Origin of the sequence: Collimonas arenae, from assembly GCF_000786695.1 — a bacterium.
GTDB lineage: Bacteria > Pseudomonadota > Gammaproteobacteria > Burkholderiales > Burkholderiaceae_D > Collimonas > Collimonas arenae_A.
This window is the reverse complement of record NZ_CP009962.1, coordinates 894,491-916,093: the sequence shown is the minus strand read 5'-3', so window position 1 is coordinate 916,093 and position 21,603 is coordinate 894,491. Positions and strand designations below refer to the sequence as shown.

Below are 21,603 nucleotides of genomic sequence, written 5' to 3'. Positions count from 1 at the left end.
CCTAAGCTTTCCGTTGCACGATCAAATCCGCCAGCTCACGCAGGCGGCGTGCCTTGTCGCCAAAGATCGCAAGCGCCTGATGGGCGTCATTGCGTAATTTTTCTGCCAATGCCTGCGATTCGGGCAAGCCCAGAATCGAGACGTAGGTCGGCTTGTTGTCTGCGGCGTCCTTGCCCGCTGTCTTGCCTAGCGTGGCGGAGTCCGCCGTCGCGTCGAGAATATCGTCCACCACCTGGAACGCCAGGCCGATCGCTGTGCCGTAAGCTTCCAGCGCCAAAATCTCATTTTGCGCCAAAACCTTACCGCCCCACGCGCCCAACAAAACCGAAGCGCGCAGCAAAGCGCCTGTTTTCAGCTTGTGCATCTGTTCCAGCTCAGCTAGCGATAAATTTAGGCCGACGCTGGCGAGGTCGATCGCCTGGCCGCCGCACATACCCAGCGAACCCGACGCTTGCGCCAGCAAACGCAGCATCACGATCTGGCGCGCGGCATCCATCTCGCCATCGGCCAGCACCACGAAAGCCTGCGCCTGCAAGGCGTCGCCCACCAGCAAGGCGGTAGCCTCATCGTATTGCACGTGGACGGTCGGTTTGCCGCGACGCATGGCGTCGTCATCCATGCATGGCATGTCATCGTGCACCAGCGAATAGGCGTGGATCATTTCGACTGCCGCGGCCGCACGTTGCGCAACGGCTATCTGCGTCGAAAACAATTCCCCTGCAGCAAATACCAGCAAAGGCCGCACGCGCTTGCCGCCATCCAGTACGGCATAGCGCATAGCCTGGTGCAGCTTGGCCGGCGCAATGTTTTCTGCCGGCAAGAATTTTCCAAGCGCCGTTTCCATATCGGACTGGACCTGGCGCATCCACTCGGCAAAGGTTGGTTCTGTGGCTAGCGTTATCATTGCTAGCTGAGCGGCTGCTGTCATGCGTCTGCTCCGCCGCTGTGATCATTCAGCGCTTCGCCGGCGAAGGGCTTGAGCATGTCGCCTTCCAGCACTTTGACCTGGCTGTCGACTTTTTCGAGTTGCGCGGCACAAAACTTGACCAGTTCCGAGCCACGTTTATAGGCGGCAACTGATGCTTCCAGCGGCAACTCGCCAGCTTCCATTTGGGCTACCAGTTGCTCCAGTTCGGCCATCGCTTGTTCGAACGAGGCCGGGCTGCTGGCGGAAATCGGATTTTTTGGCATAGTAGGTGTAAAGAGATTAGACCGCTATTTTAGAGCAAAGCTTTATAGACCGTTGAATTTCGACGACGAATTTGGGCACCAGACTCGATAAAATGCCCGAAACGACCCCAAATCCGGCTTTTTTATGGGATAATCCTTGGTTCTGTCCAAAATTTCCGTTTCATATTATTTGAACACAGGTTTTTGCGGATTCTTTCTCTCTTAGGTTGATACAACACATTTGGGGGTGGAGGGATGTCCGATCTGGCTTCTATTACCAAACTCGCGCGCTCCGATGCGCAACTTCCGGTCAACGTCTACTTTGACGAAGCGCTGTTAAAACGCGAAATCCAGCAACTCTTTCAGAATGGCCCGCGCTACGTTGGCCATGAGCTGATGGTGCCCAATGTTGGCGATTACGCTACCTTGGCTTCTGAAAACGAAGGCCGCATGCTCGTGCGCAATCCTCAAGGGATTGAGCTGATTTCCAACGTCTGTCGTCACCGTCAGGCCAAGATGTTCGATGGCCACGGCAATGCGCGCAATATCGTCTGCCCGCTACACCGCTGGACTTACGACCTCAAGGGCGAATTGATTGGCGCACCGCATTTCGGTGAAACGCCCTGCATGAACCTGTCCAAGACACCGTTGCAAAGCTGGAACGGTTTGCTGTTTGAGCAAAACGCCTTCCATGTCGGCGAAAAGCTGCAGCAACTGGGCGTCGCCAAAGACCTCGATTTCAGCGGCTATCTGTTCGATCACGTCGAAGTCCATGAGTGCGACTACAACTGGAAAACCTTTATCGAGGTTTATCTGGAGGACTATCACGTCGAACCGTTTCATCCCGGCCTCGGCAGCTTTGTCAGCTGCGATGACCTGGAATGGCAATTCGGCAAGGATTACAGTGTGCAGACCGTGGGCGTCAATCACGGCCTGGCAAAATCCGGTTCGCCATCGTACAAAAAGTGGCAGGAGCAGGTACTCAAGTTCAACAACGGCCAGGCGCCGAAATTCGGTGCGATCTGGCTGACGCTGTATCCGAACATTATGGTGGAGTGGTATCCGCACGTGCTGGTGGTATCGACGCTGTGGCCGCGCGGCCCCCAGAAAACCACCAACGTGGTCGAGTTCTACTATCCCGAAGAAATCGCGCTGTTTGAGCGCGAGATGGTCGAAGCCGAACGGGCTGCCTACATGGAAACCTGCGTCGAGGACGATGAAATTGCCCTGCGCATGGACGCTGGACGACGCATCCTGATGGAACGCGGCGTCAACGAAGTGGGCCCTTACCAGTCGCCGATGGAAGACGGCATGCAGCATTTCCATGAGTGGTATCGGAGCCAGGAAGGGCTGATCTAGCCTCTTCTGACGGGCTTGCGCCTACAAGCTGGAGTTTGTTCGCGGAGCGAATGAACTCCAGCTTTTTTATTAACCGCTACGAAATTTTCGTCCATGCCATAGATGAAAAATGCGGCGGCCTAGATCGGAATCAATACAATTCGGAATCCTTGCTTAACCGGCCCAGAGCTCCGGGCCAAGTAAACCAGCGGCAGCCTGCGACGATATCTTCGTTAGCCGGAGCACCGGCAGCTATGTATGGCAGCAGACGTTGGATAGTCCAAAGACGATTCGATAGCGCCACCGCTGCGCCAATGGCAATCAACAAGCAGACTACATAGGCCGGACCGATATCCAGCCAAGGAACAAGCGCCTTTTCCCTGAAAAACCAGAAATAAGCCAAGCCGATCATCAATATACCAATCAGCACAATGAAATAGGCGAGCAACGGCCGGTGAAATCCACGTAAGGCGACGGCCACGGATATCATGAACAGCAACTCGATCGGCAACACCACGTAACGTGCGGCAAATTCCATATTACGCATGGGCGTTACACCAAAAATCATCCAACTCGCAGCGCCCCAAATCAAAGTAGCTATCAAGGCGATCACCAAGGCTATGGTCAAGGTCGAAGAAATGATATGCCAGCCAAGACGACCCCGCGCAAAACCGTTCGGCGCAAGCAGACGCCGCCAATGCAGGTCTTTGCAGAAGATGCCTGGGCTAAGACTCGCTGCGAAGAGAATCAACATGCAAACATAAACGAGACCAACGTGGTCACCCCATTGGCTTCTTTGGGACAGCCCCCGCAGCACCGGAAAATAGATCAATTGCAATGCCGTAACGCAAACTGCCCATTTGCGAGATCGCGGTCTGCGCGACATGGGGAAATTGAGTAAGGTGAAGCGCCGCATATAATCGGCGCCAAGACGCCACAAATGCAAAGTCGCCCGGTTACTTGAAGTGACCCGTTGAGGCAGCCGTCCGCGCCAATACACTGCCAGGCTCCCTACCAATAGCGGCCAGCTTGCTATAAACGGCACTTGCCAGACTGCGTGCAGCCGCATGAGATGCTCCAACCCACCAAATCCGCAGGCGATTAAAAGCAAGAACACAAGCAATGCAACGCCCCACTCCCAGCCCCAATGCAGTTCCCCATAATGCGCCAATGAAGCGACCAGGCTTAAGAGCATGATCGTGGAATACAAAAAAGCAGCGGAACTCCAGGTCCATGTCGCGTCCTTCATCGCCAAGGCTAGTGTTCCTGCAATGACAGCCAGCCCCCAGCACATGCAGGCGTCAGTCAACGCGCGGCGCAACCACGTGTGCCAAAGGCTGCGCGGAGCCTGCATCGCATGCAATACACGCGCTCCGCTTACAAGTACACGACCAGCACGCCACCCTGTCACCGCCAGGCTGAATCCCATGACAATAATCAATGCATGGATGCCTGCGCTGGCAGATGCCGTGGACGAATTGAGAAAAAAAAGACTGCCCCAATAAATCACCAGCATGGCGACCCAGAAACTCCCGACATATTGCTCAAGGTCAGAGCGCAGCTTCAGGCGAGAGCCGGTCATCATGAATTTAACTCGACAAAAAGTTCGTCCAGCGACATGACGCGGCCTGTATCGTGCAGCGCCGGCGCGAGTCGCGTATCGATAATATTATGAGAGCGATTGCTACAGACTATGGCTGCAGCGGGTATGTCAACAGCGCCGGATGGCACAAGACGCAAGTGTTCCAACATCGCGTCCCAGGTGTCAAACAGCTGCAAGCGGCCATCGCGCAGAAACGCAATGTGCGAAACGACACGTTCAAGGTCGTTCAGCAAATGGCTGGAGATGATGATGGTGGGCGCAACCCTGGACGGCTCCGCATCGTCGTTTTCGGCATGTCCGCTAAACATGGAACGCATGAAATCGCGCCGCGTCATCGGATCCAGGCTGGAAACCGGTTCGTCAAGGACCAGGACTTCCGGGTCGTGCGCCAGCGCCAGCACCACCGCTAATTTTTGCTGATCGCCGCCGGACATTTTGCGCACAGGCCGACCCAGCGGCAAGGCCAGGCGTAACGCCAGCAACATGCAGCGCTCCTGGTTCCAGGATGGGTAGGCTCGGCCGAGCGTCTCGATATGCTCGTACCCTGTCATCCACTCAAACAGGTCCGGTGTTTGCGCCACATAGCCCAGGCGCCCGCGCACCGCATCCGTCAAGTCAAGCGAAGGGCAACCGAGTAGAGTGGATACGCCGCTGCTCGGGGCAGCCAACCCCACCATGCAACGCAAAAGCGTCGACTTGCCCGCACCGTTACGACCGACCAAGCCGACAACGGCTCCGCGCGGAATATCCAGGGTAACTCCACTTAATATATTCGCGTAGTCGGCATGCAGGCCCAATTCACGGCAGCCAATAATGCTGCTTCGTTCCACCTCAATCATCTGGCTCATTCTTGCTCCATTCATTCAGGCAGGTTTGGAATACAGCATGCGCGTCAGCCTCGGATATATTCAATTGCCGCACGATCTGGGTAGCGCTCAATAATGCCGGCCGCAATAGCGCCAGCTTGTCCTGAACCGGCGGATCTGTGTCCGCGACCATCATCCCGACGCCACGCCTGCGCGTCAGCACGCCTTCCGCCTCCAGCAAGCTGTAGGCTTTGCTAACGGTCATGGGATTGATTGCGTGCTGCAAGGCGACAGCGCGCACCGACGGCAAATCATCGCCAGGCCGTAATGCCCCGCTTGCGATCAGACGGCGCACCTGTTCGACGATCTGGCGATAGATCGGCGTTGGCGCTCTGGGAAGGATGTCGAAGTTCATTGCGTCTTAGTGTATCACTACAATAATACACATCGCAACAAGGAAAGAATTTTCGTAGCCGTCCTGTATTTCATGGACAATGCATTCTCTGTCGCCCGCAAAAAATCTACGCCATCGCCTTATGCAATCACTCTGGATGCTCTTCGCCAGCCTCATGTTTTCCATCATGGGGGTCTGCGTCAAGCTCGCCGCCGAGCACTATTCCATCTCTGAAATCCTGCTCAGCCGTGGCTTGATCGGTATGCTGTTCATCGTTGCCCTGATCGTACTCAAGGGCGGCACGCTAAAAACCCCGCTGCCGCGCCAGCATATGTGGCGTGGCGTCATCGGCGTGATTTCCTTGGGGATGTGGTTCTATTCCTTCAGCCTGCTGCCGGTAGCCACCGCTACCACCCTTAACTACACGTCGTCGATATGGCTGGCCGCAATCCTGTTAGGTACCGCCTGGTGGCGCAGCAAAGCGCGCTTCGAATGGGGCATGGCAGCTACCATCTTGCTCAGTTTCATCGGCGTAATGCTATTGCTGCGGCCATCATTCGCTCCTGAGCAAACTGTGGCGGCGCTGGTTGCGCTCGGTTCAGGCCTTGTTTCTGCAATTGCCTATTTGCAAGTAAGACAGCTAGGCCAGCTGGGCGAGCCGGAGTATCGCGTGGTTTTTTATTTTTCCACCGTCAGCGCCCTCGCCGGCCTGGCTGGATGCCTTGGCTTGCCGGGCGGCGGTATCCCGTTCTGGCATCCTCACAACTTGGAAGGTTTGAGTTTGCTGATTGCCCTCAGCGTATCCGCGACGGTGGGACAAATCGCGATGACGCGCGCCTATCGTCTTGGCAACCCCTTGCTGACCGCCAACCTGCAATACACCGGCATCGTCTTTTCCAGCATCCTGGGTATCGTAATCTGGCAGGACCGGCTCGGCTGGCGCGGCTGGCTGGGGACAATCGTTATCCTTATCGGCGGTTTGCTGGCAACGTTTTATAATCAAAGGAAGGCGCGTGCACCGATACCGCTGCACACTGAAAAGCCGCTGGCAGAGGAGACTGCCTGAGACCGCTTACAGCAGACCGTCGCCGTATCTGATCAACACTCACACAGAAGGAATGTCATGTCTCAAGCCCATCCCTACACTACGCTGATTTCTGCCACGAATCTGCAGCAGAACGCGCAAAATCCGAACTGGATCATCGTCGACTGCCGCCATGACCTGATGGATCCCAACGCAGGAAGAATCGCTTACGATGCCGGACACATTCCAGAAGCGCGCTTTGCCAACCTGGATCGCGACCTGTCCGGCGCCAAGCAAGCAGCCGACGGCAGCTTCAAAGGCCGCCATCCCCTGCCGCAGCAAGACGCCCTGATCGCCGCCTTGCGCGGATGGGGTATCAACGATGACACGCAAGTGATCGCCTACGACGGCCAGGGCGGCATGTATGCAGCACGCCTGTGGTGGCTGCTGCGCTCCATCGGCCACGCCTCGGTGGCGGTGCTGGACGGTGGTTTGGCGGCTTGGCAGGCGGCAGGACAAGGATTGACGACTGCCGAACCGAAGCCTGCGCCTGGCGGCATCAGCGCCAAGTCGCCGCTGACCACCAGCGTTAGCGCGCATGATGTTCTGATCAACCTGACCAATCTGCGCCGCACCATCGTCGATGCGCGCGCACCGGACCGCTTCCGTGGAGAAAATGAAACCATCGATCCGGTCGGCGGCCATATTCCGGGCGCCAAGAATCGCTTTTTCAAAGACAATCTGCAAGCCGATGGCCGTTTCAAGCCTGGCCATCAATTGCACGAAGAATTTGGCGCGCTGATCAGCGAGCCGCAGACGGCAGTGATGCAATGCGGCTCGGGCGTGACAGCCTGCCATAACTTGCTGGCGCTCGAAATCGCCGGCTTGCATGGCGCAGCCCTGTATCCGGGATCGTGGAGCGAGTGGTGTTCCGATGCCACGCGACCAGTGGCCAAGGGCGCTTAAGGAATTGCCAAGCGGGAAATAAAAAAAGGGGAGCTGTGAATCTGCACTGCTCCCCTTTTTTGCATCAGGTGACTCGTCCTGAAATAGGTTGACACTTTTTCGTCGCAACGAAGGAGAAGTCAATGGAATCAATGGTTAAGCGGACGCAGCGCGATTATGGATTGGCCTTTAAATTGGCAGTGGTAGAACAGGTAGAAAAAGGCGAACTGAGCTATATAGAGGCGCAGCGCCGATATGGCATACAAGGTAGATCGACGGTACTGGTATGGTTGCGGAAATACGGTCATCAGGATTGGAGTGGCCAATCGAGCCGTAAGACTGTGGAGTTCGCAATGGGAAACGAGGTAAAGAAAGTGCTCACGCCGGAACAGCGCATCAAGGAATTGGAGGCACAACTCAAGGCTGCCAATGAGAAAGCGCAGCTGTTTGAGGCCATGATCGATGTTCTGAAGAAGGATTACGGAGTACGCATCGTAAAAAAGCCTTTGGGCAGGTCCTCTCACAAAGGCTCGTCGAAGGATTGAGCGTGAGCAAGGCCTGCGAATATGTTGGCATCAGTCGCCAAGCATATTACAAACGCCATCAAAGCCAGCAACAAAAAGATGAGCGAGAAGGCAAGATCATTACGTTGGTGAAGCAGGTTCGCTTACGTCAGCCTCGCCTTGGCACCCGCAAACTTCAACACATCTTGAGTCCGCCGCTGGGCGAGATTGGCGTCAAGCTAGGGCGAGACGGCTTGTTCAATGTGCTACGTAGAGCACGCCTGCTGGTCGTCCCCCGCCGGGCATATCACAAGACAACCAATAGCCACCATCGTTTCCGCAGGCATCCGAATTTGCTCAAGGATGGACCGTCGAAAATCGTACCGACTCAGGCTGAGCAGGTCTGGGTGGCCGATATTACCTATCTGCCGACGGCCCAGCGGTTTGCTTATTTGAGTTTGATCACCGACGCCTACTCTAGAAAGATTGTCGGCTACCATGTCCATGATAGCTTGCAGACCGAGCAAGTAAGCCAAGCACTGAAGATGGCACTAAGAGAACGTCAATCTCGGCAGCAATTGGTCCATCATTCCGATCGGGGAATGCAATACTGTTCGACCTATTATCAAAAAATTCATGCACGTCACGGTATCACCTGCTCCATGACCGATGGTTATGATTGTTATCAGAACGCTTTGGCAGAACGCGTTAATGGCATCTTGAAGGGAGAGTTTCTCTTGCAACGACCTGCCAATCTTCAACAGGCAGCCTTAATGGTAAAACAATCCGTGCGCATTTATAACGCTGAAAGGCCGCATCTGTCTTTACAATACAAAACGCCCGATGAAATTCATCGGGCGTCTCTGGCTACTATCTGATCAGTGAATCGACGCACTGACAGGTGTCAACCTATTTCAGGACGGGTCAAGGTGTTAATGCTGATGAGCGTGGCGCGTCAGGAACAGCACGATGGCGACGCCGGTGCCGATCAGCAGAATCTGCGGAATGGTCTCGCGCCAGGTCGAGCGACGTTGCATCTGAGGCATCAGGTCGCTGACGGCAATATAGATAAATCCAGACGAAGCAAATACCAGTACGTAGGGAATCCACTCCATGCCGCGCTCAAGCGTAAAGTAGCCGAGCAAACCGCCCAGCACCGCCATCAGGCTGCAAATAAGGTTGTACACATAAGCGCGGGTGCGTGAAAAACCGGCGTTGAGCAACACGATGAAGTCGCCGATTTCCTGCGGAATCTCATGCACGATGATGGCCAGGCCAGTGATCAACCCCAGATGCGGATCGGCCAGGAAAGCGGCGGCGATGAGGATGCCGTCGGTAAAATTGTGCAAGCCGTCGCCGACCAGGATCATCCAGCCGGCTTTACCGGCTTCTTTCTTGTCGTGGCCGTGATGATGGCCATGGCCGTCATCTTCGTGATGATGCGAGTGGCGCAGGATGGCAAACTTTTCCAGGACGAAAAAGGCCAGCAAGCCGCCCAGCAGCACCGCAAACAAGGTGTGGCTGTCAGCCTTCGATTCGAAAGCTTCCGGCAGCGCATGCAGCAAGGAGGTCGCCAGCATGATGCCGACCGACAAGCTGACCATGCGCTCGACCATCTTGGACAGCAACGCGAACGAGAAAATGGCAGCGGCAGTAATGCTGAAAAGGCCGGCGATGGTAGTCGCCAAGAGAATTGAAACAAGTGTGGAATTAATTTTGGGCCTCAGCAAACAAACGTCAGATGCAACAATGTTGCAAATTAAAACACAGCCGCTGCATTTCAGCAAACTTATCTGTCTATTTTCTTGCCCGGTTGACAGAAATTTTGTATCCGGACGCTACGCATCCGGATACAAATGAAGATCGGATAATTCGGACTCAACCCACCTTGATCAACTCACACCGTGCGCTTTAAACCACGCCAGCGTTCGCTTCCAGCCATCTTTTGCATCTGCTTCAACATAGCTTGGACGGTAATCGGCGTTGAAGGCGTGACCGGAATTCGGATACACCACGAACTCCGATTTGCTATTGCCCTTTGACAACGCCGCTTTCATCTGCGCTACCGCATCTTGCGTAATGCCTTGGTCCTTGGCGCCATACAAACCCAGCACAGGTACTTTCAAGGCCGCTGCAATGTCGACCGGATGCTTTGGCCTCAGTTCGCTCCGCTCTCCAACCAGGCCGCCGTACCAAGCGGCAGCGGCCTTTACCTTGGGATTGTGGGCGGCATACAGCCAGGTGATGCGACCACCCCAGCAAAAGCCGGTAATCGCCAGCTTGTCGACATTGCCGCCATTCTCTTTGGCCCAGGCGACACAGGCGTCGATATCGCCAAGCACCTGGTCGTCAGGCACCTTCGAAATCACTTTGTCTTGCAATTCCGCAATCGAGGCGAAAGCCATCGGATCGCCCTGGCGCTTGAACAAGTCCGGCGCGATCGCCAGGTAACCCAGTTTGGCGAAGCGGCGAGCGATATCGGCGATATGCTCATGCACGCCGAAAATCTCCGAGATCACCAGCACCACCGGCAAATTGGTTTTCCCCTCGGGCTGAGCACGGTAAGCCGGTACGCTCAAGCCGTTTTCCTGGACTTCGAGCGAACCTGCAGTGAGGCCAACGGTATCAGTCTTGATGATGGTCTGCGCCGACACCGGCAGCACCGCCGCGGCGAAGCCTGCGCCCAGCGTAGTTTTCAGAAAAACACGGCGGTCCACATTGTCAGACAAACTGGTTTTTGCAACCAGACTATCGAAATTTTCTTTCAAATTCGTCATCAACGTTCTCCTTTGCGGTTAACCATTTACCATCGCGCACCACTACATCAATGCGCCTCGTCCCAGTTCTTGCCAACGCCTACTTCGGCGATCAGCGGTACTCGCAACTCGGCCACACCGGCCATCAGTTGCGGCAATTTCTCCCGTACTAGCGTCAGTTCCTCCTGTGGCACCTCCAGCACTAGTTCATCGTGCACCTGCATCACCATCTTAGATTTTAGCTGCTCTGTCTCAATCCAGTTTTGCACGGCAATCATCGACAACTTGATCAGGTCGGCAGCCGTACCTTGCATCGGCGCGTTAATCGCAGCACGTTCTGCCCCTTGGCGACGCTGTCCATTGGGTGAATTGATTTCCGGCAGCCACAGACGGCGTCCGAATACCGTCTCGACGTAGCCTTGCGACTTGGCTTGCACCCGCGTCATGTCCATGAACTGCTTGACGCCGGCAAAGCGCATGAAATATTTTTCGATATACATCTGCGCCGCGGCGCGCTCGATGCCTAGGTTACCGGCCAGGCCAAATGCGCTCATACCGTAGATCAGGCCAAAGTTGATGACCTTGGCGTAGCGACGCTGTTCGCTGGTGACTTCCTCCGCGCCGGTACCGAAAATTTCCGCCGCAGTAGCGCGATGGATATCGATCCCTTCGGCAAATGCGCGCAGCATGTTTTCATCGCTCGAGATGTGCGCCATGATGCGCAGTTCGATTTGCGAATAGTCGGCTGACACGATCACGCTATCGGCCGGCGCCACGAATGCTTCGCGAATACGACGGCCTTCGGCAGTGCGGATCGGGATGTTTTGCAGATTCGGGTCGTTCGATGCCAGGCGTCCAGTGACTGCTACCGCTTGCGCATAGTTGGTATGCACGCGGCCGGTTTCCGCGTTGACCATCTTCGGCAGCTTGTCGGTATAGGTCGACTTCAGCTTCGACAAGCTGCGATAGTCGAGCAATACTTTCGGCAAAGGATAATCCTCGGCCAGTTTTTGCAGCACTTCCTCGTCGGTCGACGGCGATCCGGACGGCGTCTTCTTGACCACCGGCAGCTTGAGTTTTTCAAACAGGATTTCACCCAGCTGCTTAGGCGAACTGAGATTGAAAGGCTGGCCCGCCAGATCGTAAGCTTGCTGCTCAATCTCCAGCATGCGCTTGCCAAGTTCATTCGATTGCGTCGCCAGCAAACTGGCATCGATCAGCACACCATTGCGCTCAATCTTCTGCAGCACCACCGAAGTCGGCACTTCGATTTTTTCGTAGATGAAACGAAGCTTGGCATCATCGACGATATGCGGCCACATGGTCAGGTGCAGTTGCAGAGTGATGTCTGCATCCTCTGCGGCATATTCGGTAGCGCGACCGATCTCGACTTCATCGAAACCAATTTGCGACGCGCCCTTGCCGCACACTTCCTGGAAAGTAATCGTCTGATGATTCAGATGCCGCAGCGCCAGACTATCCATGTCATGGCTGCGGTGCGATTCGAACACATACGATTCCAGCAAAGTATCATGGACGATGCCGCGCAAATTCACACCCTGGTTGGCGAAGATATGGCTATCGTATTTGAGATTCTGACCGACCTTCGGCTTGCTATCGTCTTCCAGCCATGACTTCATTTTTTGCAGCACCAGTTCGCGCGACAGCTGCTGCGGCGCGTCCTGGTAGCGATGCGCCACCGGAATATACGCAGCGATGCCCACTTCGCAGCACAGCGAGATGCCGACCAGCTGCGCAGTCATCGGCTCGAGCGAGGTGGTTTCAGTATCGACAGCGGTCAATGCCGCCTTGTCGATGCGCTGCAACCAGGCATCGAGCTGCGCTTCGGTCAACACCGTTTCATAGTGCCGCTCGACGGCATCGAACAGACTGCTCTGCGCCGGCGCCGCGCTCTCAGCGCCAGGAGCGGTAGCTGCCGCAACTTCAGCAGTTGCGGCCTTAGCGCTACTTGCACTTGCGGCTGCGCCGGAAGCCGCCCCCGGAACGCTCAATTCACGCAGCCAGGTCTTGAAGTTATAACGGGTAAACAACTCGGCCAGCGTGTCGTTGTCCTGCGCCGGTGCAATCAGCGATTCCGGGATCGAGACCATGTGCGCACTCAAGTCGCAATCGGTCTTTACCGTCACCAGTTCCTTGGCCTTGGGTAGCCAGTCCAGCACCTGCCGCAGGTTCTCGCCCACCGCGCCGCCGATGTTGGCGGCGTTGGCGATCACCTGGTCGACTGTATCGTATTGCGCCAGCCATTTGACGGCGGTTTTCGGACCGACTTTGGACACGCCCGGGATATTATCGACAGTGTCGCCGATCAAGGTCAGGTAATCGACGATACGTTCAGGCGGCACACCGAATTTGGCGATCACGCCGGCGCGATCGAGCGTCTCGTTGTTCATGGTGTTGATCAGCGTAACGTGCTCGTTGACCAGCTGCGCCAGGTCCTTGTCGCCAGTCGACACCACTGCCTGCAAGCCATGCTGCACAGCCTGCACAGTCAAGGTACCGATAACATCGTCGGCCTCGACTCCCTCTACCATCAGGATCGGCCAGCCCATCGCTCGCACGGCGGCGTGAATAGGCGTAATCTGTTTAACTAGGTCTTCCGGCATGGAGGCGCGGGTCGCCTTGTAGTCGGCATACATATCGTCGCGGAAAGTTTTACCTTTTGCATCGAACACACAGGCAAGGTAAGCTGCGGGGTAATCAATACGTAAACGACGCAGCATATTTATGATGCCGTACAGAGCGCCGGTCGGTTCATTGGCGGCATTGCGCATATCAGGCAATGCATGGAAGGCGCGATAAAGGTAACTCGAACCATCAACTAACAGCAGGGTTTTTTGCATATGGAATTGAACGGAAAAAATGTGCCGCGTTTGCGGCAAGTGACGGATATCGAACGCGCAACGTCGAAAAAGGCGCGCGAATCGTGGCATATGTTCACGATTATGGCAGAATTTATCGAGTCGACCGAACGCCTTTCCGAGTTGCATCCGGCGGTATCGATTTTCGGCTCGGCGCGTATCAAGGAAGATAATCCGTATTACCCACTTTGCAAAGATATTGCACGACGCTTTTCCGACGAAGGTTTTGCCGTAATTTCGGGCGGCGGGCCGGGCTTGATGGAAGCAGCAAACAAAGGCGCTTTCGAAGGAAAATCCCCTTCGGTAGGCCTGAATATCGAATTGCCGCATGAACAAAGCGGTAACAAATGGCAGGATATTTCACTCAGTTTCCGCCATTTTTTCGCCCGTAAAGTTGCCTTCGTACGCTATGCCGACGCTTATATCGTGTTGCCCGGCGGTTTCGGAACCTTGGATGAACTGACCGAAGTCCTGACGCTGATCCAGACCGGCAAGTGCCGCCATATTCCTATCATCCTGGTCGGCAGCAGCTTCTGGAGCGGTTTGCTGGACTGGTTCCGTACACAGCTGGTGGGCGACGGCATGATTGCCGCGAAGGATATGGACCTGATCCAGGTGCTGGACGATCCTGCGCAGATTCTTGAAGCGGTGGTGAAGTTTTATGAGGCTGGTGAAACTGCCATGGCGGATGAATCTGATCGCCATGCGAGCGTATTGTTGTAATTGCGTACGTAGACGAAACAACATGCGCCTGCCGGCCCCTTATCGCCTATAGGGGCCGGCGGTTTGTTACAATGCAGCCATAGTCTTGTTTTCCTCAAGGTAGCCAAATTCACATGAATAAATCCAAAGTCTGGCCATTGCTGGCGATATGTCTTGCCTCTCTTGCAACACCCTTGCTGGCAACCGCGCAGCAGGCTACGCCGCCGGCCAAAACCATTGCACCGCCTCCTCCCGAGCTGCAAAAGCTGGAAGAAGGCGAAGCACCGGCCGTCACCGTCCGCAAACCGGGCGAAGACAACGGCGACATCACACAAACCCGCCAGCAAGGCCGGGTTGATGAAGTCAAAGTGAAGAGTGGCGGTAGCACCTATTACGTGAAGACGCCATCGCAGGCTGGTACCTTGCAGCCCGGCGATGCACCGCCACGTGGCGCGCAATGGCAGATCAAGGAATTCGACTTGGGCCAGAAAGTACGTAAGCCAGGCGAAGCGGTGCAGTCCGATAGCGATGCCGGCTTGCCGCCGCCTGCAATCTCCGAGCCCAAGAATTAGTCTACAAACACGCTCCAAGCAGCCATGCGGCTAATGCGCGGAAATATCCGCGTATTCGCCGCATATTTATTCCGACGAACATTGTCTTTCCGCGGTTTTTCTCATGGCAGTATTTACCCCCGTCACACTAGACGATCTCATCCAGTGGATCCCCCCTTTTTCCTTAGGCAAGGCACTCGCCATCAGGGGCATTTCATCCGGCATCGAGAACAGTAATTTTTTCATCGACACCGAGCGCGGCGAATACGTGCTGACGGTATTTGAGAATCTCAGCTTCGAACAACTGCCGTTCTATCTGGAACTGATGCGTCATCTGGCACAGCGCGGCGTACTGGTGCCGGCGCCCATCGCCAACCAGCAGGACCAGATTATCAATCCCTTGCATGGCAAGCCGGCGGCAATCGTCACCAAACTGGAAGGCGATTGCCAGATGGCGCCAGCGCCGGTCCATTGCGCAGCTGTAGGCGCGATGCTGGCAAAAATGCATCTGGCGGCGCAAGACTTTTCAATTCGGCAACCCAATTTGCGCGGACTGCCCTGGTGGCGCGAAACCGCGCCCGTGGTGCGGCCTTATCTGCCGGCGGACGGTCAACAGTTGTTGCGCGATGAAATGGCTTTCCAGGAGGCGTTTGCCGCCTCTGATACGTACCGCCAGTTGCCCAACGGCCCGGTACATGCCGACCTGTTCCGCAACAATGTCATGTTCAACGGCAACCAGCTGAGCGGATTTTTCGACTTTTACTTTGCCGGCTGCGACACCTGGCTGTTTGACCTCGCCGTCACCGTCAACGACTGGTGCATCGACCTTGCCACAGGCAAGCTTGACATTGCCCGAGTACGCGCCATGCTGGATGCATACCATGCCGTGCGGCCATTCAGCGTAGCCGAACAAGCCGCCTGGCAGCCGATGCTGCGTGCCGGCGCCTTGCGTTTCTGGCTGTCGCGGCTCTACGACTTTTACTTGCCGCGCGCGGCAGAAATGTTGACGCCGCACGATCCCGGTCACTTTGAACGGATCCTGCGACAACGTGTGGCTCACCCAGCCCCGAACCTGTACTGATTAGATAAACAATGGAAAAACTGCCTGCCAAAACCGGATGGATCTGGATCAAGGAAGGATTTGCGCTGTTCCGCAAACAACCAGCCGAAATATCCACCCTCTTCCTGGCGTATATGTTCACGATGCTGCTGCTGAATTTCATTCCGCTGCTGGGACAAGTATTACCGCTGATTCTGGTGCCGGTATTCGCCATGTCCTTCATGCAGGCCTGCCTCAGCATTGAACAAGGAAAACGCGTCTATCCGAATCTTCTGACAATCGGATTTCGCTCACCGGCGCTGCAGAAACTTCTGCTTCTGGGTGTGCTGTACCTGGTCGCCGCGGTTATCGCGCTAGCGGCATCATCCTTGATCGATGGCGGCCTGTTCTGGCAGATGGTGACCGGCCAGAGTACGCCTGATCCGAAGGAAATACAGGATTCCAGCATATCGCTGGCGATGATGTTTTCCGCAGTCGTCTACATCCCGGCGGCAATGGCGTTCTGGTATGCCGCACCGCTGATCATGTGGCAAAAAATGGGCGTGTCGAAAGCTATTTTCTACAGCTTCTTTGCAGTCTCGCGTGAAATGAAAGCGTTCGCCGTCTATGGCCTGGCATGGGCTGCCATTGGCGTGCTGCTGCCAGCCATTATCAGTGTGTTGATCGCTGTCGTGATCGGCAGTCCGTCGGTAACGATGATGATTCTGCTGCCGCTGTCGATTGCTTTGACCGTCGTGATGTATTGCTCTTTCTATCCTACCTACACCCATATCTTCGGCAAACCAGAAGAAGATTCGCCTCAGCAGCAAGAGGCCGGCAGCAAAGAGTAAAAAGATCCGGCGCAGGACGGGAAAATCATCCCGTCCCGCTCGTCCTTTCTAAGCGACCTTCTCCAGCTTCGCCACACTCAGATCCAGCAGTTTCATGCCATGCTTGCCGAAGTTGATATGCGCACGGGCGTTGCCGCCGCTACCTTCGATATTGACGATCACCCCCTCACCAAACTTCAGGTGAGCGACATTTTCACCGATGCGCCAGCCGATATCGCGCCGGCCGAAGTTCTTGGAAATATTGTTCGCAGCCTTTTCGGGTGCTTCATCCCATGCCGACTTGGTATTCGCAAACCAGCTGTGCTGTTGCACTTTCGGCGACAGCCATTTCAAAGCGTCTTCCGGCAACTCGTCAAAAAAGCGCGAGCGCATGTTGTAACGTGTCTGGCCGTGCAGCATCCTGGTCTGCGAAAAACTCATGTAAAGACGCTTCTTGGCGCGCGTAATGGCGACATACATCAGGCGCCGCTCTTCTTCCACGCCGGCGTCTTCCTTCTGCGAATTTTCGTGCGGGAACAAACCCTCTTCCAGGCCCGTGATGAAAACCGCATCAAACTCCAGGCCTTTGGCAGAGTGGACCGTCATCAGCTGCAAGGCATCCTCCCCGGCCTGCGCCTGATTGTTGCCGGCCTCCAGCGAGGCATGCGACAGGAATGCCGATAATGGCGACATCACGGCGGACAGCGGCGCATCGGCGTCGAGTATTTCGATCCCGTCGGCAGTCGTGATCGCCGCGCCTGACGCCGCTTGCGCCTTGGGACCAAGCAGGGCTGGAGCATCGACGCCAAAACCTTCTTCCGAGACAAACAGGGTCGCAGCATTCACCAGCTGCTCCAGATTCTCGATACGGTCTGCACCTTCCTTTTCGTTTTGGTAATGCTGCATCAGGCCGCTCATGTCGAGCACGATCTGCACCATTTCCGGCAGCGGCAGATGCTGGGTTTCAAAGCGGCCGCCTTCGATCAGTTTCAGGAAAGAGCCAAGAGTGGCGCCGGCTTTACCGGCCACATACGGCACCGCCGCGTACAAGGAAATGCCGTACTGCTTGGCGGCGTCCTGCAACTGTTCCAGGGAGCGCGCGCCAATTCCGCGTGCCGGGAAATTCACCACGCGCAGGAACGCTGAATCATTGTGCGGATTATCCATCAGCTGCAGATAGGCGATCGCGTGCTTGACTTCGGCGCGCTCAAAATAGCGCTGACCGCCATACACGCGATACGGAATGCCGGACGCCACCAAAGCGTGCTCAATCACCCGCGACTGCGCATTGGAGCGATACAGTACGGCGATTTCGCTGCGCGTAGCGCCGTCGTTGATCAGGCTCTTGGTTTCTTCGATGATCCACTGCGCTTCCTGCAAATCGCTGGTGGCTTCGTAGATCCGGACCGGCTCGCCATGGCCGGCATCGGTGCGCAGATTCTTGCCGAGGCGCTTGCTGTTGTTGGCGATCAGCGTATTGGCGCTATCCAGGATGTGACCGTGCGAACGATAGTTTTGCTCCAGCTTGATCAGATTCTCGACCCTGAATTCATGTTCGAAGGCGGTCATGTTGCCGACATTGGCACCTCGGAAAGCGTAGATGCTCTGGTCATCGTCGCCCACTGCGAACACCGCGCCGCGCTGCCCGGCCATCAGTTTCAGCCATTTGTATTGCAGGTCGTTGGTATCCTGAAATTCGTCCACCAGGATGTGCTGGAAGCGTGCCTGGTAATGCTCGCGCAACGGCTGGTTACGGCTCAGCAGTTCATAGGTACGCAACAATAATTCGGCAAAATCGACCACGCCTTCACGCTGGCATTGCTGGTCGTACAAATCGTACAGCTCGACGAATTTACGGTTGTAATCGTCATTGGCTTCGACTTCATTGGCGCGCAAACCTTGGTCCTTGGCGCCGTTGATGAAGTACATCAGGTTGCGCGGGGGATATTTCTCATCATCGACATTCATCGCCTTCAGCAGGCGCTTGATGGCCGACAACTGGTCTTGTGAATCGAGGATCTGGAAAGTTTGCGGCAAGGCGGCGTCACGGTAATGCGCGCGCAGCAGCCGGTTACACAGGCCGTGGAAAGTGCCAATCCACATGCCGCGCGTATTGATCGGCAGCATCGCCGACAAGCGCGTCATCATTTCTTTCGAAGCTTTGTTGGTGAAGGTCACCGCCAGCACACCGGACGGTGAGACCTGGCCGGTCTGGATCAGCCAGGCGATGCGGGTGGTCAATACCCGCGTCTTTCCAGAGCCGGCGCCTGCCAGGATGAGTGCGGATTGCGCTGGCAAGGTGACTGCCGCGAGCTGTTCTGGATTGAGATTATGAAGAAGATTTTGCATCTCCACATTATAAGCTGCGCGCGTGCTTGCCCGATGAACTGATCAAGACGGGCAGTCTTTTGATCGTTTCCTTAGGTGTCTCTCAGTGCAATGCAGATCTTCACCGGAAAACCCGAAAAACAAGCAATTCACGGATTAAATCCCGGCAAAGGTAGCGCTACCAGCGCGATTCTGCGCAGGAAGGTAAAATACTGCGTTGCATCAATCCCTCCACACACCGCAACAATCAACCGAATCGCCGTCCGCCATGCCTGAAGAAGTCCGTCTCGACCGCGCCAGCCGGCCGCTGTCTGAGAGTAGTACCACCGCAGTGACTTTCCACATCGTTTCCACTGCCTTTTTTACATTTATTTGCTATCTGGCAATTGGAATTCCGCTGGCGGTGCTGCCTGGCTATGTCCACGTCGACCTTGGCTACAGCTCAGTGCTGGCAGGCCTGGCGATCAGCATGCAATACCTGGCGACCTTGCTCAGCCGCCCGTTCGCCGGCCGCATGGCGGATTCGGTCGGACCTAAAACCGCAGTCTTGCACGGCCTGGTCGGTTGCAGCATCAGCGGCGTGTTCCTGCTGATAGCAGCCTTCTTTACCCATCTGCCGGCGCTGAGCCTAGCGATCTTGCTGATCGGCCGCCTGGTGCTGGGTTGCGGTGAGAGCATGGTCGGTACTGGTGCGATTACCTGGGGCATTGGCCGGGTTGGCGCGCAGCATACGGCGCGCATGATTTCCTGGAATGGCATCGCTACCTACGGCGCTTTGGCTATCGGCGCGCCGCTGGGCGTGGTAATCGCACACACATGGGGTCTGGCGGCGGTTGGCGCGACCGTCACAGCGCTGTCGATCATCGGCTTTCTGCTAGCCCGCATGAAAGCCGCAACAGCGGTGGTGCGCGGCGAACATTTGCCGTTCGGTCGCGTATTGCGCAAGGTTTTCCCGCATGGCATGGGATTAGCGCTAGGCTCGATCGGCTTCGGTTCGATCGCCACTTTCATCACCCTGTTCTACGCCAGCCATCAGTGGCCGAACGCAGCATTTGCGCTGACCTTGTTTGGCACTTTCTTCGTTGGCGCACGGCTGCTTTTCGCCCACACCATCTCACGCTTTGGCGGCTTCCGGGTTTCGATCGTCTGCTTTTCTATCGAAGCGCTGGGCCTCCTGTGTTTGTGGCAAGCCGGCTCCCCATTCTTTGCGCTGCTGGGCGCAGCCCTGACTGGTTTCGGCTTTGCCTTGATCTTCCCCGCACTTGGCGTCGAAGCGGTGAACCTGGTGCCTGCCCATAATCGCGGTAGCGCCTTAGGCGCTTACTCGGTGTTCCTTGATCTTGCACTCGGCGTTACCGGCCCGCTGGCAGGATTGATCGTAAGCCAGTTCGGCTATCCCGAGGTATTCCTGTTTGCAGCAGTGGCGTCGATGACTGCAGTGGCGCTGACTGTCAGTATGTATCGACGCTCACAGACGATAGCAGGTGCCGCCGCCGATTAGAACGGCTGCAGCGATCATCGTAAAAACGCGCATTTCTTTGCTTCCTGTGAATTGACATAAAATCGAGGTGCAAGTCTCTCATTCAACTGTCACTGAAGGAGCAGCATAATGGCAAAGAAGAACGTTGCAGTCATCGATATCGGTATCAGCGACAAGGACCGCAAGAAAATCGCCGACGGCCTCAGCAAACTGCTGGCCGATACCTACACCCTGTATCTGAAAACCCATAACTTCCATTGGAATGTTACCGGGCCGATGTTCAATACATTGCATCTGATGTTCGAGACGCAATACAACGAACTCTGGCTGGCGGTCGACCTGATCGCCGAACGGATACGCGCATTGGGCTATCCGGCGCCGGCCACCTACAAGGCATTCGCCAAACTGACGTCGATTTCGGAAGAAGAAGGCGTGCCGAATGCAACCGCCATGATCCAGCAACTGGTAGAAGGCCAAGAGGCGGTCACCCGCACTGCCCGTTCGATCTTCCCGGTGGTGGATGCTGCGGCCGACGAACCGACCGCCGATCTGCTGACCCAGCGCATGCAACTACATGAAAAAAATGCATGGATGTTGCGCAGCCTGCTGGAAACCTGAGCGCGCCTGCGGCCGCTTAGTTGTTTTCGAATAAAGCGACGAAACTGCGCGCTGCGGCCGTCGGATCTTCCGCCAGGTAAACACTACTGATGGCGGCCACCATATCCGCACCGGCGGCGATCAACGGTAAGGCATTTTCCTGCGTCATGCCGCCGATCACGACGTTCGGCAAAGCGATTTCAGCCTTGGAGCGTGTGACGATATCGGCCGGCGTGGTCACTGGATATTTCTTGACGCGCGACGGATAGAACCCGCCGAACGCGACGTAACTCGCGCCTGCACGCTGCGCTGCGTGCGCCAGTTGCAGATCGCCGTAACAGGAAGCGCCGACGATCTTGCCGGGGCCAACCAGCGCGCGCACTTCAGCCACACTGACGTCGGTGCCGCCGACGTGAATGCCGTCGGCATCCAGCGCCAGGCAAAGATCCACATAATCGTTAATGATGAACGGTCGCTGATAACGGCGGCAGAGCGCCAGCAACGCTTCCGCCTGCTCCCTGCGCAGTGCCGCATCGGCAGTCTTGTGGCGGTATTGCAGCAATGCCGCACCGCCTTGTAGAGCCTGCTCGCTGACTTTCAGCAATTTCGCAGTGTCATCCCAATCGGGTGTGACGATGTATAAGCCCTTCATCGCTTT

At 56.1% G+C, this 21,603-nt stretch carries 20 protein-coding genes; 10 read left to right on the top strand and 10 right to left on the bottom strand.

All coding sequences use genetic code 11. From position 1 onward, the window contains the following. Window position 1: 1 nt before the first annotated feature. On the bottom strand, window positions 2-928 hold the full coding sequence (locus LT85_RS04110) for a polyprenyl synthetase family protein (protein WP_081992018.1): 927 nt from the start codon (window positions 926-928) through the stop codon (window positions 2-4). Continuing rightward, window positions 925-1,191: an exodeoxyribonuclease VII small subunit gene (locus LT85_RS04105; protein ID WP_038485613.1), complete on the bottom strand. Its 267-nt coding sequence runs from the start codon at window positions 1,189-1,191 to the stop codon at window positions 925-927. The genes LT85_RS04110 and LT85_RS04105 overlap by 4 nt, the downstream gene beginning before the upstream one ends. Window positions 1,192-1,425: 234 nt before the next feature. Between LT85_RS04105 and LT85_RS04100 the strand changes: the two genes are divergently transcribed. Next, window positions 1,426-2,529: an aromatic ring-hydroxylating oxygenase subunit alpha gene (locus LT85_RS04100; protein ID WP_038485611.1), complete on the top strand. Its 1,104-nt coding sequence runs from the start codon at window positions 1,426-1,428 to the stop codon at window positions 2,527-2,529. Between the two features lie 130 nt (window positions 2,530-2,659). Here the strand turns inward: LT85_RS04100 and LT85_RS04095 are convergent, their stop codons facing one another. The 3 genes from LT85_RS04095 to LT85_RS04085 are packed head-to-tail and all read right to left on the bottom strand — an operon-like array spanning window position 2,660 to window position 5,332. Continuing rightward, complete coding sequence (locus tag LT85_RS04095) at window positions 2,660-4,093, bottom strand: hypothetical protein (protein WP_038485608.1); 1,434 nt, start codon at window positions 4,091-4,093, stop codon at window positions 2,660-2,662. Then, entirely contained in the window at window positions 4,090-4,959 is an 870-nt protein-coding gene (locus LT85_RS04090) for an ABC transporter ATP-binding protein (RefSeq protein WP_052134631.1), read from the bottom strand. Before LT85_RS04090 ends, LT85_RS04095 begins: the two co-directional genes overlap by 4 nt. Further along, window positions 4,943-5,332, bottom strand: coding sequence for a GntR family transcriptional regulator (locus tag LT85_RS04085; RefSeq protein ID WP_038485606.1), 390 nt, complete (start codon window positions 5,330-5,332; stop codon window positions 4,943-4,945). Before LT85_RS04085 ends, LT85_RS04090 begins: the two co-directional genes overlap by 17 nt. Before the next feature lie 121 nt (window positions 5,333-5,453). On the opposite strand from LT85_RS04085, the gene LT85_RS04080 reads away from it, so the two are divergent. From LT85_RS04080 to LT85_RS04065, 3 genes are all read left to right on the top strand, one after another. Further along, the gene (locus LT85_RS04080) at window positions 5,454-6,377 is read left to right on the top strand and encodes a DMT family transporter (RefSeq protein WP_038494989.1); all 924 of its coding nucleotides are present in this window, start codon (window positions 5,454-5,456) and stop codon (window positions 6,375-6,377) included. 57 nt (window positions 6,378-6,434) lie between these two features. Next, window positions 6,435-7,301, top strand: coding sequence for a sulfurtransferase (locus LT85_RS04075; protein ID WP_038485603.1), 867 nt, complete (start codon window positions 6,435-6,437; stop codon window positions 7,299-7,301). Between the two features lie 122 nt (window positions 7,302-7,423). Continuing rightward, window positions 7,424-8,661 (top strand): IS3 family transposase gene (locus LT85_RS04065; protein WP_156117425.1). Its coding sequence is split into 2 segments (ribosomal slippage): window positions 7,424-7,774 and window positions 7,777-8,661, totalling 1,236 coding nucleotides; the frame shifts between segments, so codons are not numbered across the junction. A 54-nt stretch (window positions 8,662-8,715) separates the two neighbouring features. On the opposite strand, the gene LT85_RS04060 is transcribed toward LT85_RS04065, so the two are convergent. The 3 genes from LT85_RS04060 to polA form a co-directional block, all read right to left on the bottom strand. Further along, window positions 8,716-9,510: a ZIP family metal transporter gene (locus tag LT85_RS04060; protein WP_081992727.1), complete on the bottom strand. Its 795-nt coding sequence runs from the start codon at window positions 9,508-9,510 to the stop codon at window positions 8,716-8,718. A gap of 165 nt (window positions 9,511-9,675) precedes the next feature. After that, window positions 9,676-10,560 (bottom strand): dienelactone hydrolase family protein, encoded by an 885-nt coding sequence (locus LT85_RS04055; protein ID WP_038485591.1) that lies wholly within the window; start codon window positions 10,558-10,560, stop codon window positions 9,676-9,678. 47 nt (window positions 10,561-10,607) lie between these two features. Next, window positions 10,608-13,400, bottom strand: coding sequence for a DNA polymerase I (gene polA, locus LT85_RS04050; protein WP_038485588.1), 2,793 nt, complete (start codon window positions 13,398-13,400; stop codon window positions 10,608-10,610). On the opposite strand from polA, the gene LT85_RS04045 reads away from it, so the two are divergent. The 4 genes from LT85_RS04045 to LT85_RS04030 all read left to right on the top strand — a co-directional run bounded on the left by LT85_RS04045 (window position 13,401) and on the right by LT85_RS04030 (window position 16,561). Next, window positions 13,401-14,141 (top strand): TIGR00730 family Rossman fold protein, encoded by a 741-nt coding sequence (locus LT85_RS04045; protein ID WP_038485586.1) that lies wholly within the window; start codon window positions 13,401-13,403, stop codon window positions 14,139-14,141. A gap of 113 nt (window positions 14,142-14,254) precedes the next feature. Continuing rightward, the gene (locus LT85_RS04040) at window positions 14,255-14,692 is read left to right on the top strand and encodes a hypothetical protein (protein WP_038485583.1); all 438 of its coding nucleotides are present in this window, start codon (window positions 14,255-14,257) and stop codon (window positions 14,690-14,692) included. 103 nt (window positions 14,693-14,795) lie between these two features. Then, entirely contained in the window at window positions 14,796-15,752 is a 957-nt protein-coding gene (locus LT85_RS04035; protein WP_038485580.1) for a homoserine kinase, read from the top strand. A gap of 11 nt (window positions 15,753-15,763) precedes the next feature. After that, the gene (locus LT85_RS04030) at window positions 15,764-16,561 is read left to right on the top strand and encodes a BPSS1780 family membrane protein (RefSeq protein ID WP_038485576.1); all 798 of its coding nucleotides are present in this window, start codon (window positions 15,764-15,766) and stop codon (window positions 16,559-16,561) included. Between the two features lie 48 nt (window positions 16,562-16,609). Here LT85_RS04030 and LT85_RS04025 read toward each other — a convergent pair whose 3' ends face one another. Then, the gene (locus LT85_RS04025) at window positions 16,610-18,889 is read right to left on the bottom strand and encodes a UvrD-helicase domain-containing protein (RefSeq protein ID WP_038485573.1); all 2,280 of its coding nucleotides are present in this window, start codon (window positions 18,887-18,889) and stop codon (window positions 16,610-16,612) included. 247 nt (window positions 18,890-19,136) lie between these two features. On the opposite strand from LT85_RS04025, the gene LT85_RS04020 reads away from it, so the two are divergent. Further along, on the top strand, window positions 19,137-20,369 hold the full coding sequence (locus LT85_RS04020) for an MFS transporter (RefSeq protein ID WP_052134628.1): 1,233 nt from the start codon (window positions 19,137-19,139) through the stop codon (window positions 20,367-20,369). A gap of 108 nt (window positions 20,370-20,477) precedes the next feature. After that, window positions 20,478-20,966, top strand: coding sequence for a Dps family protein (locus tag LT85_RS04015; RefSeq protein WP_038485570.1), 489 nt, complete (start codon window positions 20,478-20,480; stop codon window positions 20,964-20,966). Window positions 20,967-20,982: 16 nt separating this feature from the next. On the opposite strand, the gene thiE is transcribed toward LT85_RS04015, so the two are convergent. Next, entirely contained in the window at window positions 20,983-21,597 is a 615-nt protein-coding gene (gene thiE / locus LT85_RS04010) for a thiamine phosphate synthase (protein WP_038485567.1), read from the bottom strand. Between the last annotated feature and the right edge of the window lie 6 nt (window positions 21,598-21,603).

Bases quoted from the DNA above. Each gene is read 5' to 3' on its own strand.
- LT85_RS04030 (WP_038485576.1), top strand. From the start codon at position 15,764: ATGGAAAAACTGCCTGCCAAAACCGGATGGATCTGGATCAAGGAAGGA.
- LT85_RS04100 (WP_038485611.1), top strand. From the start codon at position 1,426: ATGTCCGATCTGGCTTCTATTACCAAACTCGCGCGCTCCGATGCGCAA.
- thiE (WP_038485567.1), bottom strand. From the start codon at position 21,597: ATGAAGGGCTTATACATCGTCACACCCGATTGGGATGACACTGCGAAA.
- LT85_RS04035 (WP_038485580.1), top strand. From the start codon at position 14,796: ATGGCAGTATTTACCCCCGTCACACTAGACGATCTCATCCAGTGGATC.
- LT85_RS04095 (WP_038485608.1), bottom strand. From the start codon at position 4,093: ATGATGACCGGCTCTCGCCTGAAGCTGCGCTCTGACCTTGAGCAATAT.
- LT85_RS04105 (WP_038485613.1), bottom strand. From the start codon at position 1,191: ATGCCAAAAAATCCGATTTCCGCCAGCAGCCCGGCCTCGTTCGAACAA.
- LT85_RS04020 (WP_052134628.1), top strand. From the start codon at position 19,137: ATGCCTGAAGAAGTCCGTCTCGACCGCGCCAGCCGGCCGCTGTCTGAG.
- LT85_RS04110 (WP_081992018.1), bottom strand. From the start codon at position 928: ATGACAGCAGCCGCTCAGCTAGCAATGATAACGCTAGCCACAGAACCA.
- LT85_RS04015 (WP_038485570.1), top strand. From the start codon at position 20,478: ATGGCAAAGAAGAACGTTGCAGTCATCGATATCGGTATCAGCGACAAG.
- LT85_RS04040 (WP_038485583.1), top strand. From the start codon at position 14,255: ATGAATAAATCCAAAGTCTGGCCATTGCTGGCGATATGTCTTGCCTCT.
- LT85_RS04075 (WP_038485603.1), top strand. From the start codon at position 6,435: ATGTCTCAAGCCCATCCCTACACTACGCTGATTTCTGCCACGAATCTG.
- LT85_RS04085 (WP_038485606.1), bottom strand. From the start codon at position 5,332: ATGAACTTCGACATCCTTCCCAGAGCGCCAACGCCGATCTATCGCCAG.
- polA (WP_038485588.1), bottom strand. From the start codon at position 13,400: ATGCAAAAAACCCTGCTGTTAGTTGATGGTTCGAGTTACCTTTATCGC.
- LT85_RS04055 (WP_038485591.1), bottom strand. From the start codon at position 10,560: ATGACGAATTTGAAAGAAAATTTCGATAGTCTGGTTGCAAAAACCAGT.
- LT85_RS04025 (WP_038485573.1), bottom strand. From the start codon at position 18,889: ATGCAAAATCTTCTTCATAATCTCAATCCAGAACAGCTCGCGGCAGTC.
- LT85_RS04080 (WP_038494989.1), top strand. From the start codon at position 5,454: ATGCAATCACTCTGGATGCTCTTCGCCAGCCTCATGTTTTCCATCATG.
- LT85_RS04045 (WP_038485586.1), top strand. From the start codon at position 13,401: ATGGAATTGAACGGAAAAAATGTGCCGCGTTTGCGGCAAGTGACGGAT.
- LT85_RS04090 (WP_052134631.1), bottom strand. From the start codon at position 4,959: ATGAGCCAGATGATTGAGGTGGAACGAAGCAGCATTATTGGCTGCCGT.